Origin of the sequence: Dyadobacter bucti (assembly GCF_005869225.1) — a bacterium.
Taxonomy (GTDB): domain Bacteria; phylum Bacteroidota; class Bacteroidia; order Cytophagales; family Spirosomataceae; genus Dyadobacter; species Dyadobacter bucti.
In genome coordinates this window covers 163,216-185,885 of record NZ_SWFP01000004.1, presented here as the reverse complement: position 1 = coordinate 185,885, position 22,670 = coordinate 163,216, and the positions used below count along the sequence as shown (strand labels likewise).

The window sequence follows — 22,670 nt, the reverse complement described above, 5'->3', positions numbered from 1 at the left end:
CGCCGTCGTGTTTTTCGTCTTCCGTCAATGTAACATTCAGGATGGTTGATCAGTGGCTGTGAATCCAATTGATTTGCGGTGAAGTGATTAATGCGTTGACTGGTAAACTTAGCTAATGCGGGCTAAACCTGGTGCCGGAATTTCTCCCAATCGTTGCGGTAAAGTTTGTAAACCGCACAGAAATCTTCATCAAACGTACGGTTCTCAACAAAAGAAAAGCCAAGTCTTTCATAAAACTTTCTCGCTTTGACATTTGAGGCGAGCGGATCAATAATGATTGCGGTCACTTGTGGCGATGAGAAACAGCGCCCGATTGCCAGCCTCATCATTTCGGTGCCATAGCCTTTTCCGAGATCGCTGGCTTCACCAATCCAGATGTCGATCGCACGAAGGTTCGCTGGCACTTCGCCCCAATAGTGGCTGTCTTCCAGCAGAGGATCAATAATTTGTACAAAACCAATCGGGCGACCATCCAGTTCGGCGACTAGTTGCTCGCGCCATTCGGGCGACCGCAACAATTCGGTTTCCCACCCCCAATCATCGTTCGGGTCTGACGCAACTGTGTGGGGCTGCTCATCCCAGTACCGTAGAAGCGCCAGATCATCAATTGTAGCTGCGCGGAAAACTATCATTGTCTTTTGAATTTGTCCCTCATTATCTCTCGGATAGCATTTACTAAGATACATCCTTCTGGCAAAGTATTTGAGATGCAGTGGCATGAAAACACTATTGGGAATAATGATCATCACATTCATCGCAGCTGAGTCTCCTCGACGGGTACTGCTTTTATATACAGACAGCGGTTTAGTAAAGCAGAAAGCGCAAATGGCGATCCTGGACGCGCATCAAAAGGGCATTATCGAGCGAGATATCACCGTGCAACATTTTCCTTCCTCAGGGAAAAATTTGTCTGAATGGAAGAAGTGGAAAATCGATAGCGCCAGTTCATTCACTTTTATATTAGTCGGCCGTGATGGCGGTGAAAAGTTACGATCCAGCGAGGTAGTGAGTGCGGAAAAGTTATTTGGGCTGATTGACGCAATGCCGATGCGAAAAGATGAAATGAAACGCAATTAACCTACCTTCATCCACGTGACTCGAAAATTGGTTTACCCAAACCGATATTAACGCAATTACCCTGTCAGGCCAGCTAATGATGGTAGTCGGGCAGAACAATCTCCTGTTTGGGTGTTTTTTTATTGCTTCCAAAAAGCCCCATCACCCATTTTGCCGGCTTGCTGCAGGCTAACGACACTACTTTGTTTAATATACTTACTCCGAATTTTGATTGCGGATAAACCAGGTTGGGTATCCCGGGCGGCAGCTTTTGACATTCTTCCACGTATGGCCTCATTTTATTTTCATAAGATTCAAATGCTTCCCGGTAAGTCTTGGCAGCAGACAATTCACCTGCCAATATGTAAGCTCCCGACATCGCCAGGTCCGTGCCTTTTCCCGCTATGGGCGTTGCGCAATAGGCGGCATCACCCACGATGGCAACCCTGCCTTCGCTGTATTTCGGTGCCTTCACCTGGCTGATCTTGTCAAAATATAGGTCATCAGTTTTTCTAATCTCCCCGATCAAACGCTCAGATTCCCAGCCGCTGCCTTTGATGCGGTTAATAAGCGCGGTTTTCTGCTCTTCCAGTGACATACCTTGATATTCATCCTCACGAGCGGTAAAAGTGATGGAAGCCCTCGTTCCGCCGTAATTATCGGGACGCATCATATACACGATCCCGCGTTCTGTGTTGCACCACCGGGCCCACCTGCTGTCGGTGGAAGCTTTCGCGATCGTCAGATAGGCGGTATACAATCCCAGATACTTAAATGCAGGCTGGTTGTCGAATGCCAGCTTGCGCGTGGACGAACCAATTCCCTCGGCAGAGACTACCAGGTCAAACTGCGCCTTTTTGCCACTGGCGAAGGTGACATCGACACCAGTTTCCGTTTGTGACAGGCTGGTAATGTACTCGTTGAAGCGGTATTCGACAACGTCTTTTGTGTGGTCATAGAGGATCTGAACCAGGTCACCGCGAAGAATTTCAAGCTCCTGGGTCATGCTCAGGGCACTTTCCTTTGGAAACTCGGCTACAGTTTCGTTACTGGTGTTCACAAAGCGTAATCCGACCTCGGTTGTATTTTTTCCACGGATGATCTCTTCAATGCCCATCTTTCGGGCAATTTCCTGCGCCGGGCCTTTTACATCAATATTTTGTCCGCCCAGTCTCAGCTCAGGGGCGCGCTCGGCAACCGTTACATGAAATCCGTAACGATTAAGCCAGTAAGCGAGGGTCGGGCCGGCAATGCTGGCGCCGGTAATCAGAATCTTTTGGTTATTCATATCTGTGGTTCTGGTTTACTCTCAACTGAATCCATTGTTTTGTTATCCGCTTTCTTTCAGTCAGAAAACAGTATGCCACACCTCTGCCCTGCGCGGGCCGCCCTGCGCGGGCCGCCCTGCGCGGGCCGCCCTGCGCGGGCCGCCGCTAAAATAGATTGCAAAGCATGTAAGAGATCCGAGCAGTTCCCGGGAGATTTATATAAATTGTTTTTTTCAACAAACACCCTTTCCACATGGCACATACTACCTCAAAATCCAATGTGCCTTCGAAATACATTGGTTTCACAATTTCATTCAGATCTGAGGCAAGTGCAAGTTTACGTTTTTCGGCACGATTTGAGATCTTTCTTCTGAATCCTCAACTCTGAAAGTATGCCATCTTTCGTAGTTAGAAAGTCGGCGTTGCACGGAATGTTCAATTCTTTCAAGGCAAAGTGTTGGCAGCTAACCGGTTTATTTTCCTTTGGTTCCTGAATTGCAAAATGGAACCTGCTATAAATAGCACGAATAGTGTAAGTAACGTCTTGGCAATCAATGGATCTGTTGGTCCGCTTGCCAAAGGATGTCCCACGGGCACACGAGTGAATGTCTCATTTACAGTTGGGAGCAGCGAAAGAAAAAAGCTGAGCGACAGAAAGAAGTTCTCAAAAAAACGTGATCGGTTGTTTCCCGGCTTCCCGACATGTAAATAGTAAGCCAATGCAATCAGGATCACAATGAAGAGTGCAAGAATATGTCCTGGATTGACACCTTTGACACTGGAAAGCCCCAAGGCTGTTAGCGAAGCAATCAGTGTGAAGTAGAAGTATATTTTTCCGGACAGCTTTCCTAAATCTATCCTGGCGCTTCTGAACAGAGATACCAATGCGGCGATAATAGCAACGACACCAATAATGGTGTGAAAAATACCTAAATGCGACAGTCCCATAATTTTTGTGTTTTGTTAATAACACAAAGTTGGGCTAATCAGAAAAGAATGGTTTTGTGGATAGGATCAGATTTTTGGCAATTCGGATCAAAGAAAAAACACCTTCCAGCTGGCGAATGTACGTGTAGCTATTCCTCTACTTTTAACCGGTAATTGGAAGGAGCGACACCGTACTTGCCGTGAAAGCTTTTGGTAAAATTTGCCAGATCATTGAAACCACAATCAAAAGCGATATCAGTAATACGCCCGCTGGAAACACGAAGCAGCTCCGCCGCCTTTTCCAGACGCTTGTTTTTGATATAATTGGCGGGTGAATCATTATACAGCTTCTTGAATTCCCGCTTAAAGGAGGAAACACTCAGATTGCTTTTTTGTGCCAGGTCTTCTATGCCGATTTGAGAAAACAGGTTCGCTTCTATGACCTGTTTGAAGGTATAAGTTGTTGCAGAGAAAAGCTGGGACAGTATGACTTGCACCGTCTCCGCATCTTGCGTTTGTGCCAAAAGCAGGATGATCTCTTTCAGCTTCAAGACCAATATTTCGTCATTCACCAGTGTTGGATTCTCAAAATAAAAGAGAAGCCCATCAATGTATTTTTGAATAAGGAAATCATTGTTGATTGCACCTCTGGATTGATTGGATGCCTGATTGTTTGGCTTAAAAATCTGAGGTATCTCCCTGTCATAAATTCTTTTCAGTATATCCTTGTGAAATGTAACAATGACTATTTCACCATTCCTGTCTGAATCGTTGCTTTGAATTTGTTTGCCAGAATTTAAACAGTTCAGCAACAAGGATTGATGGGTCTTGATTTTCAAATGATCATCTCCTGATTGATAATCCATTTCACCCTTCAACATATACAAGAAGCAAGCCTGCTCTGCCACCGGAAATGAAAATTCAAAAGGCGGCTTTAAATCCACCTTTTGAATAAGCGTTTTCCCGAACAAATCGAATTTTTTATAGTCTGTGATCATTCGTCAACAAGTACCGCTTCTGATGTTACTGGTATCTTCAATATTTTCGAAATTAAACAATTCTGTTCTGCGCCTTTCGCGATCGAACCAAATTCTTCTGAACCGACACCCGGAACAATTCCGGTTATTGAAAGATGCACTCCGGTGATGCCTGTTGCATCCATTGATACAATCGCTTCAGTATCCAGGGATGTTGGGGTTATTCCCTTTTCTGTCAGTGCATAACTTACAGCCATTGTGAAACATCCTGCATGAGCTGCTGCCAGCAGTTCTTCCGGATTGGTTCCTTTTTCATCTCCCACGAAACGGGTCCGGAAACTATAATTCGTTTTGTTCAGGATTTCACTTTGCGTGGTTAGCTCACCCTTTCCTTCTTTTACGCTTCCCGCCCAATGTGCTTTTGCTTTACGTTGCATTTTGATATCTGTTGATTTTTACTGCCGATATTGACAATACAAAGTTGCAACAAATGCATTAGAGAGTCCTGGCGTATCAGGTCAACAATTTGGCAATTTGGCTCACCGGCACGTTACCTCAATCAGACGGATGCTATCGAAATTCAAACAAGGCGGATGGCGCTTGGCGTTAGCGTTGTTTGTTTACTGAAAAAGTAGGTAAAATGGGCTGGTTGCGCAAAGCCAAGGCAATAACACCATGGCCTGGTACAGGTCATGGGCGACAACCTATACGGGCTGGAGGCAGACGCCGGCTCGGTAATCGCAGCCGAGATGGCCGGACAACGTGGTACTATGATCACGTTGTCTCAGAGATGGCCGTACCGGGTGCACTGGATTTTAAAATATAGATGCCGAACCCGGGAATCTCAGTTGTCGCAAATAGTCTGTTCTGATATCGTTTTGATTATCCGATCAAATTCTGAGGCGGATGTCAGAAAGAGATCCAGAATATTACTTTTCTCAATATCCGAATTGGGATAATTTTTGATCAGGTCAACAAGTCCCATCATTCGGGCTAACGGTGCCCTCGCAATATGGGACTGTGTCCAGGCAATTTCCCTTAATTTTTTGTTTTGAAGCTGGATCGTGATTAAGTTTTGTTTGTAATCTGTAATGTCTTTCAAAGATCCCACCGCCCGTATCGCAATACCTTGCTGATTTCTCAAAAAAACTATCCTGTGCTCCACCTGTACGACCTCACCATTCGCTTTTGTGTATCTAAACTCTGATACGGCCGTATCTATATTTTTATCTTCTATGCTGCTTTTCAATTCAACCAGCATTTGGGGTTTGTCCGTGCAGTAGATATTTTCATACCATTTCCCGCGAGTCTCAATACTGGACCGATATCCAAATATAGCGTGGAATCCAGATCCCAATTCTATTTTGTCCTTTTCGATATCCCAATCGTAAATAGCTGCGTTTGCGGCTTTTACAATCATTTTATATCGGTCGTTACTCCGCTTTAATGCGTTGGATTTCAGTACTGTTTCGGTAATATCCCTGGAACTGACGACAATGCCGTCCACGGCAGGGTCGCTGATCAAGTTTGTCGCTACCGTACGGATCCATCGCCAGTTTCCCTTTGAATCTCTGAACCTGAAAGGACTTATCCTTACTTGTTTCGTTTTTAAAAGTTTTGAAAACTGACCCTTGATTTCCTCCCGATCACCTGGATGAATGAAGTCAAACGCATTTTTTCCGATAAACTCGACAGGCCGTAAGCCCAAAATCTGGTATGCACTTTCGCTTACAAACTTGTAATTACCTTCAAGGTCCAGAATACCAATTAAATCTGCCCCTTCCTGCACCAAGGCTTTAAATCTTCTTTCACTAGCCACAAGTTGGTTTTGCTTTTGAACACGATCTGTTATGTCGGTTATTACACATAGATCAACTCCTGGCAGGATATCAGGCCGAAAATTAAAGGTGATAATGATAACTGAGCCATCTCTTCGCCTGATCTCCGTTTTGCCGCTGTTTGCTTTTCTTGCCTTAAATTGGTCCCAAATGACGTTTTGACTTCCTGCTGAAATCTTCTGCAATATTTCATAGGAAGCGCATCCAGCCGATTCTTCCCGGCTGTAACCCAGCAACATCAGCGCAGCATCATTGAGATCCAAGAAATTGCCGTCGCGGTTTCCTAAAATGATGCCATCACTGGTTTGGTCGAAAATTGCTTTGAATTTTTCATCCGTCTTTTTCTTCTCGGTAATGTCCTGAACGACACCTTTGATTGCAATGGCGGTCCCATCATGTCCGAGTTGAAGTTCGAGCCGCTGAAATAGCCATCTCACCTCCCCGTGTTCAGTAATGATACGGTGCTCAAAGTCAGTTTTGGGGTTCTTGGTTAGCTTGGCCAGAGCCTCTTCACCTAACAGATACCGGTCATCCGTATGAAAACAGTTGATCAGATTCTGGTGGGTCGGAATAAAACTTTCAGGACTTCGTCCATATATGCTGTACATTTCCCTGCACCAATTCGACACATCCTCATTTAGATTCCGGCTCCAGTAACCAATTCTTGCAATTTTTTGTGCGTCACGGAGCCTTTCAAGGGATATAAAATTGTTTTCCTGTGCCCTGAGAAGAATCGTAATGTCTGTAATGATAACCAGCTCTGCATTGTTCCCGTTAACAGAAATAATATTGCCCTGAAGCTGTACATCTATAACCTCCCCATTGCTTTTCTTATGCTTGTAAGTACCTGAGCTGGATGTCAGATTTTCAGTGGTTAGCTTTGCTACAGCGGTAAGCATTTTGGGAATCTCAGCCGCTGGACGAAGATCTTTCAGACTAAGGTTTAAGAATTCCTCTCTTGTATATCCGTAATGCAGAGACGCTGCGCGGTTCACGTCCAGTATACAAAGGCTCTGCAGGTCATACACCCACATGGGCTGGGGATTTGATTCAAACAAATCCCGGTATAAAGTTTGGGGAGCAAAGCAACCGATCTGGCTGTTTCCAACACTTGCTGCCCCACTAATCATCACTTGTAACGTAACAGATAGTCTTCAATCGATAGTAATATCTTTTCATTCGAGTAATTTGGGTAAATATGGTATAACGACTGTCGCTGTTACGTGTCAAAGTTACAATAATAATGTAGAATTAATTTTTATTTTTTTTAATGCTGTCGATTGGCTGTCAGTCGAATCAGTAGGTATGCATGGAAAATTGTAACGAAATCATACACCTTATTTGCAAAACAATTCACTAAAAAAATATGAGTGGACCGTTATCCGTAAATTACCAAAGCGGCTGGAAACTTATATCTAAATTATCAATCAGATAATTTTTTGCTGCGTTCAGAATAGCGGATTCTTCCTAAAATAGGTGCCGCCTTCGAAGCTCACGGAGTAATCGGAATTAAAACGGGTGCTTTTCCGGTAATAATCGGTAGTAATAATCTGCGCGCCCGATTCGCATGCCGCCTCGAATGTAGTTTTGTCGTTCCTTCTCGCTTCGCGCGTATCCGAGTCCGCACGGGTACGGATCAGGTAGCCTTTTTTTACCAGATCCGGTATTTCGGACGCTTTGGCATTATTTCTGATCAGAAAAGCGGCTTCCGGTGTACCTGGCAATGCGTTGGCAAACATTGTCCTGCCGCGCAGCGATGGATGCCCGGCAACATACATTTCCCGCTTGGCGCCGGAATCGTCCAGTACAAATACAAACTTACCCTTTGCTTCCTTCAATGTCGGCCAGTTATCATGCAACACTGCAGTTTCCAAGGTTTCGTATTCACCCCTTACCATGTCAGGCATAAGGATATGCGCCTTGTTCAGGTGTGCGAGAAGTATTTTGTCAAGTTCGTCAAAATGCCTTGGGGCAATGCCTTCCGGTTCACCCGCGTTGGCTGCCTTTCCTTTAACCTCAAGGGTAATGTAAACAGGTGTATGGTCAGGATGCGCCTCCGACCAGGCTTTGAGGTCGTCGAGGCAATCAGTTAACGTCAGGTAATGACTTCGGAAATCGAGGTTGGGTACATGCAGGATCTTAAAGCCCGGCTGCTTCATTTTACCCTGCGGATCGAACGGTTTCTGGCCGGCGACCATTTCCAGGCCCTTCGGATTGGCATATTTTCCACCATTCTCGTCGGGATACACATCAATTTCAAGGTTGCGCAAGCCAATGTCAAGCTGTGCGGTGACCGGAATGTGTTCATAGTCGAGTGAGCTTGCCGAAGCGGAATCTTTTTGTAAAAATGCCTGAAACAGCACAGGATCGATGGCTTGTTTATAGCTATTGTGAGAACCGATTACCTGCGTTTTGTTGATTTTTATATGATCATCCGTTTGGGCAAAAACAGGGAGACAGCAGGCAAGCAACAGAACTGATAGCGCTTTCATTGACGATGGTTTTGTACGGCGCAAAGGTAGGCCGGACAGAAAAGACTACAGTATTAAATTTATGTTACCAGGGATAAATGCATCTGAGGCCGGAACCAGGTAACATTTTGTTAACGAAATGGTAATACGCCTTAACTGCCATCCTACCTGCTTGAGGGTAACTTTGAACCCTGATCATAAGTAAAAAATTAAATCTATGCGTTCAAAATTACGTCTATCAAAGCTCGTATGTCTTTCCGCATGTTTGCCTTGGGTTGTACTTAGTGCTAATCCAACCCAGGCATTCCCTGCGCTTTTCAATACCAAGCTTTCGTTTCAGGCAAAGAACTTTCTTTCAGGTTCTGAGTCTGTCGCACAGTCCGTCTCAGGCTCGGTTACAGATGAAGCCGGGGCGCCGCTGCCAGGTGCGACCGTGGTCGTCAAAGGCACAACAAGAGGTACATCCACGAATGCCGAAGGAAAATTCGTGATAGAGGCCGATGCCGATGCAGTTCTCTCAGTTTCTTTTATCGGATATGCTACAAAACAGGTTCCAGTAAATGGACAATCGTTGATCATCATCCAGTTAAGCCAGGATCTTTCGCAATTGAATGAGGTGGTTGTAGTGGGTTACGGCACACAGAAAAGGTCGGACATTACCGGCGCCATTTCTTCCATTAACAGTGAAAGCTTCAACAGGGGCGTCGTCACGAACCCGGGCGAATTGCTGCAAGGTAAATTGGCCGGTGTTTCCATTGCTGCCAATAGTGGAGAACCGGGGGCTGCACAAGACATCATTATCAGAGGTATCGGCAGCTTGCGATCCGGCACTCAGCCGCTTTACGTGGTCGACGGATTTTTGCTGGACAATTCCTCCACCGGTGTTCCCACTAATCCGCTCAACTTCATTAACCCAAGTGACATTGAAAGCATTGATGTGCTGAAAGATGCCAGTGCGACAGCCGTATACGGATCCAGGGCATCCAACGGAGTTGTGGTGATTACCACCAAAAAAGGCAAGGGAAAACCACAGATGACTTTGTCGGCGTCTACGGCAATATCTTCCATGGCTAAGAAAATAAAAGTTTTCGATGCCGACGCTTTCCGCCGGGAAGTGGTGGCCACGGGCGGGACTTTGCAGGATTTTGGTGCAAATACGAACTGGCAGGACGAACTGACGCAAACAGGCGTATCCAACACGGTCAACTTATCGATGAGCGGGGCCAACAGCGAAAATTTCTCCTATTTCACTTCCGTAGGATACCAGGATCAGGAAGGTATCCTGAAAAACAGCAGACTCAAACGCTATTCCGGAAAGTTGAATCTAAATCAAAAGGCGTTTGACGGACGGTTAAAGATTGACTATAACCTGACCGCTTCCCGCACGGAAAACCTGCGCCCCGAGATCGGTTCCACCATGAGCGATATGCTCACGCTGAATCCTACGATTGCTCCGTATACGAATGGTGTGCCTACCCTGCTGAACACAAATGCATTAAATCCGCTTGCCCGGTATGATCTGTTCAGCGACAGGGCTATTAACCACCGTATTCTGGCGAACATTTCACCATCGGTAGAAATCATCGACGGACTTACTTATAAATTGAATTACGGTGTCGATTATTCTGCAACTACCAGAAATCAGCAGTACAAGCCCTTCCCGGCGGTTGTCAATGAGTCGGACGTTTCCAATGGTGTGCTCGACAATGCGGTAAGTGGAAATACCAATCAACTGATTGAAAACACGCTGACGTATAACTGGGTACGTAATGATCACAATGTCACGCTATTGGCGGGTCATTCCTACCAAAAGTTTTTGGATGAAACCAGAATAACGACCTACCGCGGTTTTGCAAATAATAATATCGAGCCTATTTATCAGGACCACACCAGCACGACAGCATTTCCGACGGCGGTAAATTCGGAAGCTTTGAAAAACGAGCTGCAATCTTTCTTCGGAAGGGTCAACTATATATATGCTGATAAATACATGTTCACGGGTACGTTTCGTGCCGATGGATCCTCCAAGTTCGGACAGAACAACAAATACGGTTATTTCCCTTCGTTCGCCCTGGGATGGAATATCAGCAAGGAAAATTTCATGAAAGGCTCTGCTTTCGATAACCTCAAATTACGCGCAAGCTGGGGACAGACAGGTAATCAGGAGATACCGTCCAAGATCACGAAAGCAAGCTATCTTGAGCAGCGGTTGCAGACAGGCACGGGAAGCGTAAGCACTTATCCTATTGATACCGACGCTACTTCATTGCAAGGTTATCCGTACGGGATTATTTTCACGAGATTGGCAAATCCTGATTTGCAATGGGAAGTATCCACACAGGTGGATCTGGGTATTGATTTCGCGTTGTTCAAATCCAGGGTGACCGGCACGCTCGATTATTTTAACAAACAATCTTCCAACATCCTTCTGGAAGTTGTTCCCTCCGATCCCGTTCAGCCTACTTCCGCCTACTGGACCAACATCCCGGATATGAAAATCCAGAACAATGGTGTGGAGCTGACATTAAATTACGGCAGCGATCCGAAACGGGACTTCTCCTACAACATCGGAGGTAACCTCACCTACATCCAGAATAAGGTGCAGAAATCGCCTTACGCAGTGCTGGCAACCGGCGCGGCGCAGGGTGCGGGCCAATCGGGCGCGACGATTAACGGTTATATCAATGGTCAACCGCTGGGCGCATTCTATATGTTCCAGTTTGACGGAATTAATCCGGAGAACGGTCAGAATAATTTCAGGGATACAAACGGGGACGGCGCGATACTCGACAATGACCGGGTGGTAGTAGGCAGTGCGATCCCTAAAGTCATCTACGGATACAACCTTAACCTGAAATACAAAGCTTTTGATCTGGGTCTGAATTTCAATGGTGTAGCTGGCAATAAGGTGTACAACCACACCACGATGAGCTTGTTCAGCAGGGCATTACTGGCCAAATCCAACAACACCACCGACTTTGCCATTCAATATCCAAACGAAGCGTTGAGCAATGCCAATGTTGTCTCTACCCGATACCTGGAAAACGGCTCTTTTATGAGACTGAACAACGCTACGCTGGCCTATAACCTGAATTTTGCGGGAACGAAGCTGGGAAATGCCATTCAACGCGCCAGTCTTACATTAACCGGTCAGAATTTATTTGTCATCAGCAGCTATTCAGGCTTTGATCCCGAAGTAAATACAGGATCAGCTTCTGGCGGAATTCAGACATTCGGAATCGACCGCTTTACCTATCCAAGGGCGAGAACTTTTCTGCTTGGGCTTAATGTGACATTTTAACAGAACATAAACGATTATCTACGATTCGTTTAAAATCAAATTATAATGAAAAATAAAGGACTTTATAAAGCACTGACGATAACGGCATTTCTAATGTCTTTTATCGGTTGTACCAACCTGGAAGAGGAAATCCTGGATGAATCCCTCACGGGAACAGGGCAGGCTGAACTGGTAAGCGGGTCTATAGCCCCGGTATATGGTCTTCTCCGCTCGGGTGTATGGCTGCATACAAACCAATTCGGACTTCAGGAGGTAGCTTCTGACGAAGGTATCCTTCCTTATCGCGGAGGTACCGACTGGTATGATGGCGGTAAGTTCATCGCTGTTCACCAGCATTTGATGACCCCGAGCAATGGCCTCGTAACCGATACCTGGACGCAGATTACCCTTACTTTGTCGAGGGCCGTGATTGCTGCGGAAAGACTGAACGAAGCCGCTGAAACCGGTAACACCAATGCGCAGGCTGGTTATTACGAAATGGTTGCCATGAAGGCATACCTGAATATGCTGGCACTGGACAACTGGGGCCTGGTTTTCAAGAAAGAGCTTTCGGCTGACGTATCTCAGATCCTGAGAGGGCAGGAAGCAATCGGTTATATCGAAAGCGAGCTTTTGTCGGTGGTTGATTTGATCAGAAAAGACAATGACCCGGGCAGGTTGAACCAAAGTGCGGTGAAGGCTTTGCTAGCGCGTTTGTATTTGAATGCGGCCGTCTACCGCAATCCTTATGGTACGCCAGAATTCAGAAAAGAGGATATGGATAAAGTGATTCAATATACAAATGAAATCATTGCCGGACCGTATTCACTGTCGCCTGAATACTTCGATTTGTTCAGCGACGATAACCATACCAACAAAGAACTTATTTTTGCACTTGACCAGCGTGGCGTACTGGAAACCGATCAGCAGCGCTGGGCCTACTGGTCGATCTCCGGTGACCAGATCCCGAGACCAGAGTTCCCGAATACCCGCGGAACAGATGCGGTTGCGGCCACTTCTGATTATTATCAAACCTGGGTGGACGCTTATGGTAATGTCGATCCGGCTGATGCTGATGCGCGCTTTTTCAAAAAAGAAACAAACATACCTGCGAACCTGCAAGACCTGACGGGAGTGACCCCATTGAATGACGCCGAGCATTATTATTCCGTAGAAGCCACCCAGTTTGAAATGGACAGGGGAATTCTGCGTGGGATCATCTGGGGGCCCAGAAAAGACGGAAGCGGCAATATTTTAAGATCTTCCGATGGCAAGGTAAGGATCTACCCGGTGATCAACAGGAGAACCAGTGGCGCTAACCTGACTTATGTAAACCATACACGCAATGTCGACTTTACAGGTCCCGGCAGTTTGCACAACACAGGTTACCGGTTTTCAAAGTATCAGTTCAGCCATACCGGTAACAATTGCTGCGCTTACAGCAGTGTCGATCTGGTGCTGATACGCCTTGGCGAGATCTATCTGATGCGCGCCGAAGCAAAGCTGAGAAATGACGACAATGCAGGGGCTTTGGCCGATATCAATACATTGAGAACTTCAAGAAACGCCCGCCCGGCCCAGACGCCGAAAGCGTTGACCAGCATTAATCTCGATGTATTATTCCGTGAGTCGGGATTTGAGCTGTACTGGGAAGCATTCAGAAGAAATTACCAGATCCGGTTTGGAAAATACGAAGGCACCTGGACGGGAAAAACGGATAATAACGTCAACAAAAGACTATTCCCAATCCCCCAGAGAGCCATTGACGGGGCTTCCAGCGAGGAAGGGTTTTTGGTACAAAATCAGGGATATTAAATATAGTTTAAATTAAAATGAGGCTGCCCTATTCAGAGCAGCCTCATTTATGCGCATGCAGGTATACAAGGCAGCGATGATCTGGTGACAAAAGCAAAAATCTCCGGAATGCTTCGCTCACTGGATGTGAGGCAGGTATCAGTCCGGCGTTCAGAGTTCCTACGTGGTTTGTGGTCGGGATTCGGAGTTGAATGCAACTACACGTTCATCGAAAGCCGGGTCAAAAGTTCGAAGAGGATTGGAAGGCACTGCGAAGATAGACCGCACGCAGCTGCCAAACCAGTCGAAGAATCTCTTTCATGATTCTGTTCTACGAAAATACCAACTTCCCAACAAAGCTTCTGAATCTTATAAATGAGATTAAATTCGACGATTAAGATAGCTTTTGTCCGCAATGTTCGCAGAAGCAGGAAACATACCTTTTCCCCGGTATCGCAATCTTGGATTCGAATCCCGGCGAACTCACTTTTTTCAGAGATCCCATGGAAAAGTATACGAGGGTTTATTTGCAAACCTCCGCATACCGATATCCAGTTTTATGGAAGCGCTTGGTGGTAGCTGTACAACAAAATAGGGCTTATTGACATCGAGCTTAACTACCTCCTTTGCCTGCATGTTGGCCTTGTCTCCCTCTTGTCCTCCGTACGAAAGGGTCGTGAATGTATGTTCGCCAAAGGCACCGGCCTGTATAATAACCCGACGCGTTTCTGTAACACTCAGATTGACCAGATTGACAATGGTACCGTCTGCTTTCAAACCTTCCACCAAAGCCGCCACGTCTTGCGGTAGGCCCGGTTGCTTTTTATTTGCATCAAAATACCTCACGGTAGCGCGAAGCAGGCCGCCGTTATAAATGGTTTGGGGCGTGCCCATCGTGGTTTGTATCAAAGCTTTGGTGATCACCGGATTATTGGGATATAAATCATCTGAATTGATTTTAGAAATATCCCGGGGATCATTCTGCATGAAGTTCATCCGCCTGACTACTTCTTTATAATCTGCTTTTAAAGATTCCAGGGGCCAGTCGGGGTTGTTCCCTGCATAATACATCAATCGTGCGTGCTCGGCACTGCCGAAGGTCCTGTCGCCATTGCTCATTTCCTTGCTCCAGTCAAAAGGCTCGGCTGGCTCCCATACTTTGTTATCGCCTTCATTGAGCGTATTCTGCCCCCAAATACCTTCGTCCCACAACGGGTGGTATTTATTTCCTTTCATGAGCACTTCTATTTTTTCCCAATCTGCCTGGTCCATTGAAGCATGCCACAAATGGGAAAGGTCCTGTATCATCATGGGGCGATAGCTGTACCAGCCCTCTTTTTTGTAACGGAATGGTACCAGCAGCTGCCCCTCTTTGGTGGTCTTGCTTCTTTGCATCAAGCTGATAATCTGCGATCTTAACAAATTCAGGTACTTGGGATCCCCGGAAAGCAGGTAAGCATTTTCAGTTGCTACGGACAATTGAGAGAACATCATCATCAGGCCATACCGGCCGTACCATCCATACAATCCACCCCACCATTGACCATTGCGATATTCCCCTACTTTTCCCGTCTGCCCGATATTGTCCGGTAACAAGCCGCCGTTGTCCTCTATACGTTTCATCCAGGCATCTACATAATTCAGGACCCATTCTTTATACTTTTCTTCACCGGTATATAGATAGGCGTTGGTCATCAGTCCGGTGGCTGCGAGGTTCACGGGCACATCGGTACGGGTAATCATCTGGTCGTATAAGTCTTGTATCTGTTTTTTCCTCTTCGGGTTCTCAATCCATTCCGGTTCAAGAATGTCAATTTTAGGATAAAGGGAAGCGTGCCCATACCGGACGTTGTAGGTTGCTTCCGAAGTGGTCAAAGGCCCTTTACTTCCTGTGAATATGGATTTGATGATCTTGTGTTTTGCGTCAAAGTTCCGGGCATCGGGATCCTCATTCAGATACAATCCTGCAAAGCGTTTCGCGCGCCGGATGTTCTCGGGAAGGGAAGGATCGCCCAATGCAAGATTATAGAAGGCGGTCAGGCCCTCGCTGATATGGAAAAAATCGTCGTTTTTGGGATATTCCTTATACAGTTGATGGTAGTAATCGATATAATCCGTCAGGTAATTCGTATTGTTCCTGGTGATGGCGTTATATTCGTTCTGTGCCGTGGTATAAAGAAATTCGTTTCCGGATATCGCGTAGAGTTCCGGCCAGTTGTAAAACATCTCATACACGTCATCGTATGGCCCTTTTCCATAAGTGGAGCCGTCGGTACGTGTAAATCTTTTCAGATAATAAGGTGCTCCCTGCTCCATGACACTAATGAGTTGGCGCTGCATGATGGCCCATTCGGGAGGAAGCTGTACGTTGCTGGCCTTCACAACAGCCATTGCATTTATTGCTTTATCATGGTCCCGCAACCTTGCCGGCTGATCGCGATCCGCGGTGTTTGTTTGTGCGCGTGTGGTAAAAAAAACAGTGCTCAATAGAGCGAATACCGTTATTCTTAAATGAATTCCATTGCTCATTTGAATATCTTTTTGTGCTGCATTATCATCATACAGCTTGAAAAATGATTGATTGAGTTATTTCCGTACAGTTGTATTCCCTGTCGCCTCAGTGCGCGGGACTTGATTGCTTCCTGACGGCCGCTACTTCTGCTTCGCGAATGAGACCCGAGTTGTTCGTGAAATTCGACCTGAGGTAAGACAGCACTTTTGCAATGTCAGCATCGGGCATAAAGTCGTGCTTCGGCATCACCCCTTCAAACGACTTGCCTTTTACCGTAATCGGGCCTTCGAGACCTTTCAATAATACTTTGATCAGCCTTTCTTTATTACCATTGACCCATTCCGATCCGTTTAAAGGCGGGAAACGATTTCCGTCGCCTTTCCCATCGCCCTGATGACATGAAATACAATAAGTTTTATACAGTTTTTCGCCGCCACCAGTCATCCCGATGGCCAGGTTATCCTTCACCTCATCGGGTGTTTTAATCCCTGTTCCCGTTTTTCGCTTTTCCATTTCGGCTAACTGATCAGCGCCAAAATCTTCTTTATTCCCTTTGAACATGATACGCCATATTTTCCCTTTCACATCATCACCGATGTACAGGGAACCATCAGGGCCTTCTGCTAAGCCCATGGGGCGATAAACAGCGTCGCTGGAACTTACAATGGTGTCCCGCTGCGCAAAACCATCTGCGAATACTTCCCACGGACCCGACGGTGCGCCATTTTTGAAAGGAACAAAACAAACAACATAGCCGGACTGCGGGTAGGACGTGCGGCCTGCCGAACCGTGAAAAGCAATAAAAGCCCCGTTTTTGTAGCGTTCCGGAAACTGATCGCCGGTATAGAAATGCAAGTCATTGGGTGCCCAGTGACCAGGAAACCCTATCAATGGCTGTGCATATGACGCAGCGTCGCCCTGTTTTTTACCGTCACCACCGTACTCGGGACTCAACAGTTTTTTGTTTTGCAGCTGATCAAAATAGTAGTAGGGCCATCCCCCATCCATCCCTTCTCCCACTTTAAAAAATTCCTCAGCGGGAAGCATTGCACTTTGCCACTCCGTGTATAACGAAGGCCAGGTTCTCTGCAGATCGTCCCTCCCGTGCTGCAAAGCAAATAAAGAGTTGTGTGCATGGCTCCATTCCATCGCGATGGCACTTCTGATACCGGTGGCATAACGCATGCCGTCCTTTTTGGTCTGATCCGTTTTGTTGGCATCGAAGCGCCATATTCCGGCGTGTCCGGCAAGTTCCGCGCAGGGTGTTTGTCCCACACTCCCTGGCTGTCTATTCACTTCCTGACAAACATTACTGGTAGATCCAAAGCTGACATACATGTGTCCGGCACCATCAAATGCGAGGGTCTTGGCAATATGTTCGACTTCGTATTTATCACTCAATATGCGTTCGATTTTGCTTTCGGGTACCAGTTGGCCGGGCGTTAATTTGTTTCTATAAACCGCCCCCTTCGTACTGAAATAAAGATAACCGTTGTATATCCGCATGCTGGTGGGGCCATAACCGTTCTCTTCCTGGTAGTCGCCAAAACGGGCAATACTATCGGCCTTACCATCATGGTCGACATCCCGAAGTGCGATATTGCCCGTGTTGCGCGCACCGGTGGTCATTTTCACATATATATCGCCGTTTTTATTCACGGCAAGGTGCCTTGCATTGCCGATACTATCCACTACCACCACCGCATCGAATCCGCCCGGTAAGACAAGACCTCCGTTGTCAACGTCGCCTTCCGGCAATTTTTCCATGAAATTGCAGGTGATAAAAGAAATACCGGTTACCAAAAAAAGAAACCACATCAGTGATTTGGGTGAAGTACCCTTGCTGCTTGGGCTATTTAAAAACATTTTCGAGCTCGGTTTGGACAAAGTTTACCAGGTCCTGGTTTTCAATAATTCCTCGATTTCTTCTTTGGGGACAGGCAATTCACCAATGTTCTTTTTTAACCACATCGAAAAATCCTTTTCAATATCAGCGGTCCATTTGCGATCGATCTGACCCGGGGTATACTTGCCTTCCCGAAGCCGCAGGTGACCAAACTGATCCCTCAGAAGTACCAGCTCCCCCGTTTTAACCACTTTTTCTGCCAGATGGGGAGGAACGAATATGACTCCATCGCCTTTTCCCAGCACGATATCGCCCGGTAGTACCGTTACAGAACCAATCCGAATGGGGATGTTGATACCGGTGAGCATCATCTCTTGCTGGTAAGAAGGATGACTCCCCCTGATGAAAGAGGTAAATCCCGGTAGTTCCGATAAACCGTCCAGATCGCGAACTGTCCCGTTGATGATCACACCATTTCCTGATTTGGCAGCAATCGAAGTACCCAGATTGTCGCCGATGATCGGGCCATTTTCGCCCTTACCATAAGAATCCGCCACATACACATCGCCTTTCCCCAGCATATCAATCGGCCAGGATACCATATCCCCGATCCGGCCGTCCTTTGCTCCTTTTTTCTCCAGTAATTCCCTGACTTCTGGCCGAAGCGGCATGTATTGGGCAGTCAGTACGCGGCCTACCAGGGTTTCACCGGCGTGGATATTTTTCCAGTTCTCTTCATACTGATGACTGTAGCCTTCTCCCCGCAACACAGACCAGGCCTGTTCCAGGGATACTTTTTTCATGCGCTCCAGAATGTTGTCCTTCACTTTTGGCCGCCCGTCCGGGAAGCGTTCACCTTCCCATTTTGGAGTTATTGCTATTAATTCATCTTTGCTCAGTGTCATATTCTGCGCATTCGCAGACAGGCCGGAAAGTATAAAAATCACTGCAAAAGCCAGGTTGCTGTATCTCATATTAATTGTTGAACGGGGTTTGATTTTAGTTAATAAACAACTGAACGCGAGCTCATTTAAGGGCTACATCCCATACTTTCGCCATGCGCGATTTGCCCGAAGGGCCTTCCACCCACAAAACGACCACGTACATACCCGGCTCGGTATACCTATGTATGGGATCTTGTTCGGTGGATGTTTGACCATCGCCAAAATCCCACTTCCAGGATGTAATCTTGCCGATGGATTCGTCAGTAAAAGCGACCATACGGCGGCTCATGTCTGTTACCGAAAATGACCATCTCGCTTCGATAGGTTTGAGGAATCTGTTTTCCAATGGCATCAGGCGGAAAGGAAGCAGAAAGGAGGCATCGCCATACATTTTACGTTCCTTGCTCAGTGTCCAGAATCCATTGTTATTGTGGTTGCCCTTCATGTTCACATTATCATAATCAATAACCGCCCAACTCAGCCCGACGGTTTTGTCTTCGGCCAGTACCGATTCTACCGCCCTGGAAGGGCCTTCATGGCCTGCGTAATCAAAAGGTGTGATCCAGAATTCCAGTGTTAACCTGCCCGGTTCTCCCGGTTTGAATTTAAAATCGCAGGCCGCATTGGCATAAGGCAGATTTTTGATCCAGGACTGACTTCCCCATACAAACGTCCATTCTTTCCCTTCGGCCGGCGTATAGATGTGATAGTTTTGCGCATGCACTCCCTGGAACGAGAAGTATGCATCCATAGGGTCCAGATCTTTAAACACGTGGAAAGGACTGATCAACGGCCCGCCCGAACGATCACCATCAACCACCAGTTCAAAAATATCATTGTGCAAATCGGGCAGTGAAAAATCCCAGTAATTGTCATAAGCCTCGTACAGGAAATACAGTCTGTTCATTCCTTTCACCCACCCTACCTTCACCTGCACATCCAGGTCCTTCGGATTACGGGTCTTGTGCGCAATGCTGTCCCGATTGTCGGTCAGCTGATCCATTCCAACACTGTATTCTTCCCCGACGATATCCCAGTCGATTGTTTTCCCGTCCATCACGGGAATCATATCCGGAGGGAATTGAAATACTTTAAACGTTCGGGAATCCTGTGCAAATGAGATGCCCGTATGCAGACTGAGCGAAATCAGCAGGCAAGCCAAATATTTGAAAAAAAGCATCGCTAGATTTTATAATGTCTTATGGCATTATCATGGAATAATTTACCCTGATCTTCAAGAGACCGGTTTTTTACCACTTCTTTCAAGAGGTTTACCCAGCCGCTTAATGTCGTACCCCTGAGACACCAGGGCCAGTCACTGGCAAACATCACCCGATCCGCGCCGAAAATGTCGAGACAATGATGAATTGCAGGAGCAAGGTTTTCGACCGTGACCGGATAGCCCGACAAGCGGGACACAAGTCCGGAAATTTTACACACTACATTTTTTTCAGATGCCAGGGCGGTTATACCATCGATCCATTCATCGCGGTCGTGGTCCGGTTTGCTATGTAGCTTATCGTGGTCGAAAAACGCTTTTGGATCAGCATTTGCACAATGATCCGCCTGGAACTGTGTACCGTCGCAGGCCCGGATCAATTTTACCATATCGGGGAACCAGGCAGAGGGAACAATAAAGTCAAACCTCATATCCATGTCGCCCAAAAAACGGATATTGTCAAGAATACGGCTATCCGTCAGCGATTCCCTGGACTTAAATCCGGCCCTGATACCCTTGATACAAGACGAGTTCCTGAACTGCGACATATACCCCCGGAAGTCATCCATGTACAGATCTGCCGAAATAACAGCTCCAACCGTGGGGCCACTTTTGTCCCCGCAAAGCTCCATGGCATAACGCGCTTCATCCAAGCGTTTATATGGAGGTACAGCGACCTCCATATAAACTGCTTTAACAACATTCAGGCCCTTGATTGCTTCTTTGTACGCTTTGACCCCGTAGTTTCCCGGAACCGGCGGATGCGACCAATCTCTCCCAAACCGTTCGACATCAACCAGATGCTGGTGCGTGTCGACAACAGGAATCAGCGGTTGATATGCACCCTCACCGCCATACAATAACGGACTTTCACCAACAGAGGCAGCAGCCAGCATTGACACAGATGTCAAGAACTTCCTTCTTTTCATAATCAAGATCAACTACCTGCCTACTCGTACCCCTCGTTCAATAGCTTTTCATTGATAGGTACATTCCAGACAAAACCCTTATCAGTATACGGAACCGTTCCCGGCCCACGATCTCCGTTGGGGACATCCTCTTTTAAGCCCCTTAAATAATCAATACGATCGCCCTCGCCGTACATTTCAATAAGCCTTTCGTCTCCGATGATCTGTTTGGTAATGGTGGCAGCAGTGATAAAGTGGGAAGATGCTTCGTAAGACACCCCGGCCGCACTTGCATTCCAGGCGCGTTTCCTCACGATATTCAGATCTTTTGCAGCACTTTCTTTATTTCCGGCCAGGAACGCGCAGATAGACCTGGTCAGATACATTTCAGCGAGCCTGATCTGAGGGACGTTGGTATAGTTACCGCCGGGACCTCTGAAATATTTATTGTTAATAATGCTGCGCCAGCCCATGTTTACCCGCTTGTCATAATAACGGCCCGGCAGTTGTTGCGCAGGAGGGATGTTCCCAGGTTCCCGCACAAACATCAGCTGGGTGAACCGCTTGTCAATTCTTGCGGCTGCATTGATGGTAGTATCGGTTTTAGGATTGGTCATCCAACCAAGCCTCTTCAGTACCGTGGGATCAAGATAGGTTGCTGTCCAGTCGCACGGATTGCCGTTAAACAGATTGCTGAACGTAGTCGCATGTAAATTTTGTCTGCCGACAACGTTATCGTAACAAGGAATATACATGATCGTTTCTTTACCCCGGCCCAGAACACTTTTATTAAACGCCTGGATCGGATCTTCGCTCAAATCATAGTCCCCGCCGTTTTCCTCAATTACCTCATTGGCGTATTGCATTGCACTGGTATAGTCGCCCATGGCAAAATAGGTACGTGCCAGCATCGCGGCCGCTGCAAATTTATTGGCCCTTCCCGCCTGGTACGCCGGATGCATTTTGCCGGCAATAAAGCGTTCGGGCAAAAGGTCATGTGCTTTTTTAAAATCTTCCAGAATCTGTTCCCACGTTTCTTTGACAGTACCAATTTTGGACTTTACCGCAACGTCGTAGCTGCTTGACGGTGCCGTCCGTAACGGAATCTGCCTGGCATCATTAGGTCCGCCGGGAACATAGGCATTGACAAAAAGGGTTGCATTCATATAGTATGCGTATCCCCTCAGAAAGTACAGTTCCCCCATAATCCTGTCCAGATTATTGGTTTTGTCGTCGGCGCTCAGACCGGGGTACGGTTCGCCTCCTTTCTCCTCCACAAAATACAATGCATCGTTAATAGACGCAATGACCTGGTATGAGGTAGTGAACACCTGGTCCACCCAGTCTTTGTTGTTTTCGGTATCGCGGTACCATCCCCAGGCGGCGTCACCGGGTGTGGACCAGTCTACATCGTCGCCCACGGCGTTTTTGTACAAATACCAGTAGTTGAATATATTTCCCCAATCACCCAGGGCGAAAAGCTGGGTATATGCGCCCCGCGGAGCCCTGTCAAATTCGGTTATATTGTTCCAGGGACTTTCGGGAGGTCTCTGCAGTTCAAAAAAGTCCTTTTTGCATGAGCTGATCACCAATAGTACAATGCAGATCAAAAATGTATTTTTTTTCATGT

16 protein-coding genes are annotated in these 22,670 nt (G+C 46.8%); 3 read left to right on the top strand and 13 right to left on the bottom strand.

Features of this window, described 5'->3' with window-relative positions; translation table 11 throughout:
• Window positions 1-122 precede the first annotated feature (122 nt).
• On the bottom strand, window positions 123-719 hold the full coding sequence (locus FBF61_RS14720; RefSeq protein WP_229215057.1) for a GNAT family N-acetyltransferase: 597 nt from the start codon (window positions 717-719) through the stop codon (window positions 123-125).
• Here FBF61_RS14720 and FBF61_RS14715 point away from each other — a divergent pair.
• On the top strand, window positions 718-1,077 hold the full coding sequence (locus FBF61_RS14715; protein ID WP_138478449.1) for a DUF4174 domain-containing protein: 360 nt from the start codon (window positions 718-720) through the stop codon (window positions 1,075-1,077). The genes FBF61_RS14720 and FBF61_RS14715 overlap by 2 nt on opposite strands.
• Window positions 1,078-1,150: 73 nt before the next feature.
• Here FBF61_RS14715 and FBF61_RS14710 read toward each other — a convergent pair whose 3' ends face one another.
• The 6 genes from FBF61_RS14710 to FBF61_RS14685 form a co-directional block, all read right to left on the bottom strand.
• Window positions 1,151-2,344 carry an FAD-dependent monooxygenase gene (locus FBF61_RS14710; RefSeq protein WP_138478447.1) on the bottom strand — a complete coding sequence of 398 codons (1,194 nt, stop codon included), beginning with the start codon at window positions 2,342-2,344 and terminating at the stop codon, window positions 1,151-1,153.
• Window positions 2,345-2,768: 424 nt separating this feature from the next.
• Entirely contained in the window at window positions 2,769-3,272 is a 504-nt protein-coding gene (locus tag FBF61_RS14705) for a hypothetical protein (RefSeq protein ID WP_138478445.1), read from the bottom strand.
• Window positions 3,273-3,400: 128 nt separating this feature from the next.
• Window positions 3,401-4,249: a helix-turn-helix domain-containing protein gene (locus FBF61_RS14700; protein ID WP_138478443.1), complete on the bottom strand. Its 849-nt coding sequence runs from the start codon at window positions 4,247-4,249 to the stop codon at window positions 3,401-3,403.
• Window positions 4,246-4,665: an OsmC family peroxiredoxin gene (locus tag FBF61_RS14695; RefSeq protein ID WP_205748286.1), complete on the bottom strand. Its 420-nt coding sequence runs from the start codon at window positions 4,663-4,665 to the stop codon at window positions 4,246-4,248. Before FBF61_RS14695 ends, FBF61_RS14700 begins: the two co-directional genes overlap by 4 nt.
• 407 nt (window positions 4,666-5,072) lie before the next feature.
• Complete coding sequence (locus FBF61_RS14690; RefSeq protein WP_138478439.1) at window positions 5,073-7,196, bottom strand: PAS domain S-box protein; 2,124 nt, start codon at window positions 7,194-7,196, stop codon at window positions 5,073-5,075.
• A 318-nt stretch (window positions 7,197-7,514) separates the two neighbouring features.
• The gene (locus tag FBF61_RS14685) at window positions 7,515-8,558 is read right to left on the bottom strand and encodes a phosphatidylinositol-specific phospholipase C1-like protein (RefSeq protein ID WP_138478437.1); all 1,044 of its coding nucleotides are present in this window, start codon (window positions 8,556-8,558) and stop codon (window positions 7,515-7,517) included.
• Window positions 8,559-8,754: 196 nt separating this feature from the next.
• On the opposite strand from FBF61_RS14685, the gene FBF61_RS14680 reads away from it, so the two are divergent.
• Together FBF61_RS14680 and FBF61_RS14675 are read left to right on the top strand one after the other, a co-directional pair.
• Window positions 8,755-11,838: a SusC/RagA family TonB-linked outer membrane protein gene (locus FBF61_RS14680; protein WP_138478435.1), complete on the top strand. Its 3,084-nt coding sequence runs from the start codon at window positions 8,755-8,757 to the stop codon at window positions 11,836-11,838.
• Between the two features lie 45 nt (window positions 11,839-11,883).
• Entirely contained in the window at window positions 11,884-13,632 is a 1,749-nt protein-coding gene (locus FBF61_RS14675) for a RagB/SusD family nutrient uptake outer membrane protein (RefSeq protein ID WP_138478433.1), read from the top strand.
• Between the two features lie 471 nt (window positions 13,633-14,103).
• On the opposite strand, the gene FBF61_RS14670 is transcribed toward FBF61_RS14675, so the two are convergent.
• From FBF61_RS14670 to FBF61_RS14645, 6 genes are all read right to left on the bottom strand, one after another.
• Window positions 14,104-16,140, bottom strand: a complete 2,037-nt coding sequence (locus FBF61_RS14670) for a DUF8034 domain-containing protein (RefSeq protein WP_138478431.1) — start codon at window positions 16,138-16,140, stop codon at window positions 14,104-14,106.
• An 88-nt stretch (window positions 16,141-16,228) separates the two neighbouring features.
• On the bottom strand, window positions 16,229-17,989 hold the full coding sequence (locus FBF61_RS14665) for a PQQ-dependent sugar dehydrogenase (RefSeq protein ID WP_229215056.1): 1,761 nt from the start codon (window positions 17,987-17,989) through the stop codon (window positions 16,229-16,231).
• Window positions 17,990-18,013: 24 nt separating this feature from the next.
• Complete coding sequence (locus FBF61_RS14660; RefSeq protein ID WP_138478429.1) at window positions 18,014-18,943, bottom strand: RraA family protein; 930 nt, start codon at window positions 18,941-18,943, stop codon at window positions 18,014-18,016.
• 52 nt (window positions 18,944-18,995) lie between these two features.
• On the bottom strand, window positions 18,996-20,093 hold the full coding sequence (locus tag FBF61_RS14655) for a PKD domain-containing protein (RefSeq protein ID WP_138478427.1): 1,098 nt from the start codon (window positions 20,091-20,093) through the stop codon (window positions 18,996-18,998).
• 2 nt (window positions 20,094-20,095) lie between these two features.
• Window positions 20,096-21,061: an amidohydrolase family protein gene (locus tag FBF61_RS14650; protein WP_138478425.1), complete on the bottom strand. Its 966-nt coding sequence runs from the start codon at window positions 21,059-21,061 to the stop codon at window positions 20,096-20,098.
• A 20-nt stretch (window positions 21,062-21,081) separates the two neighbouring features.
• Window positions 21,082-22,668, bottom strand: a complete 1,587-nt coding sequence (locus FBF61_RS14645) for a RagB/SusD family nutrient uptake outer membrane protein (protein ID WP_138478423.1) — start codon at window positions 22,666-22,668, stop codon at window positions 21,082-21,084.
• Window positions 22,669-22,670 lie beyond the last annotated feature (2 nt).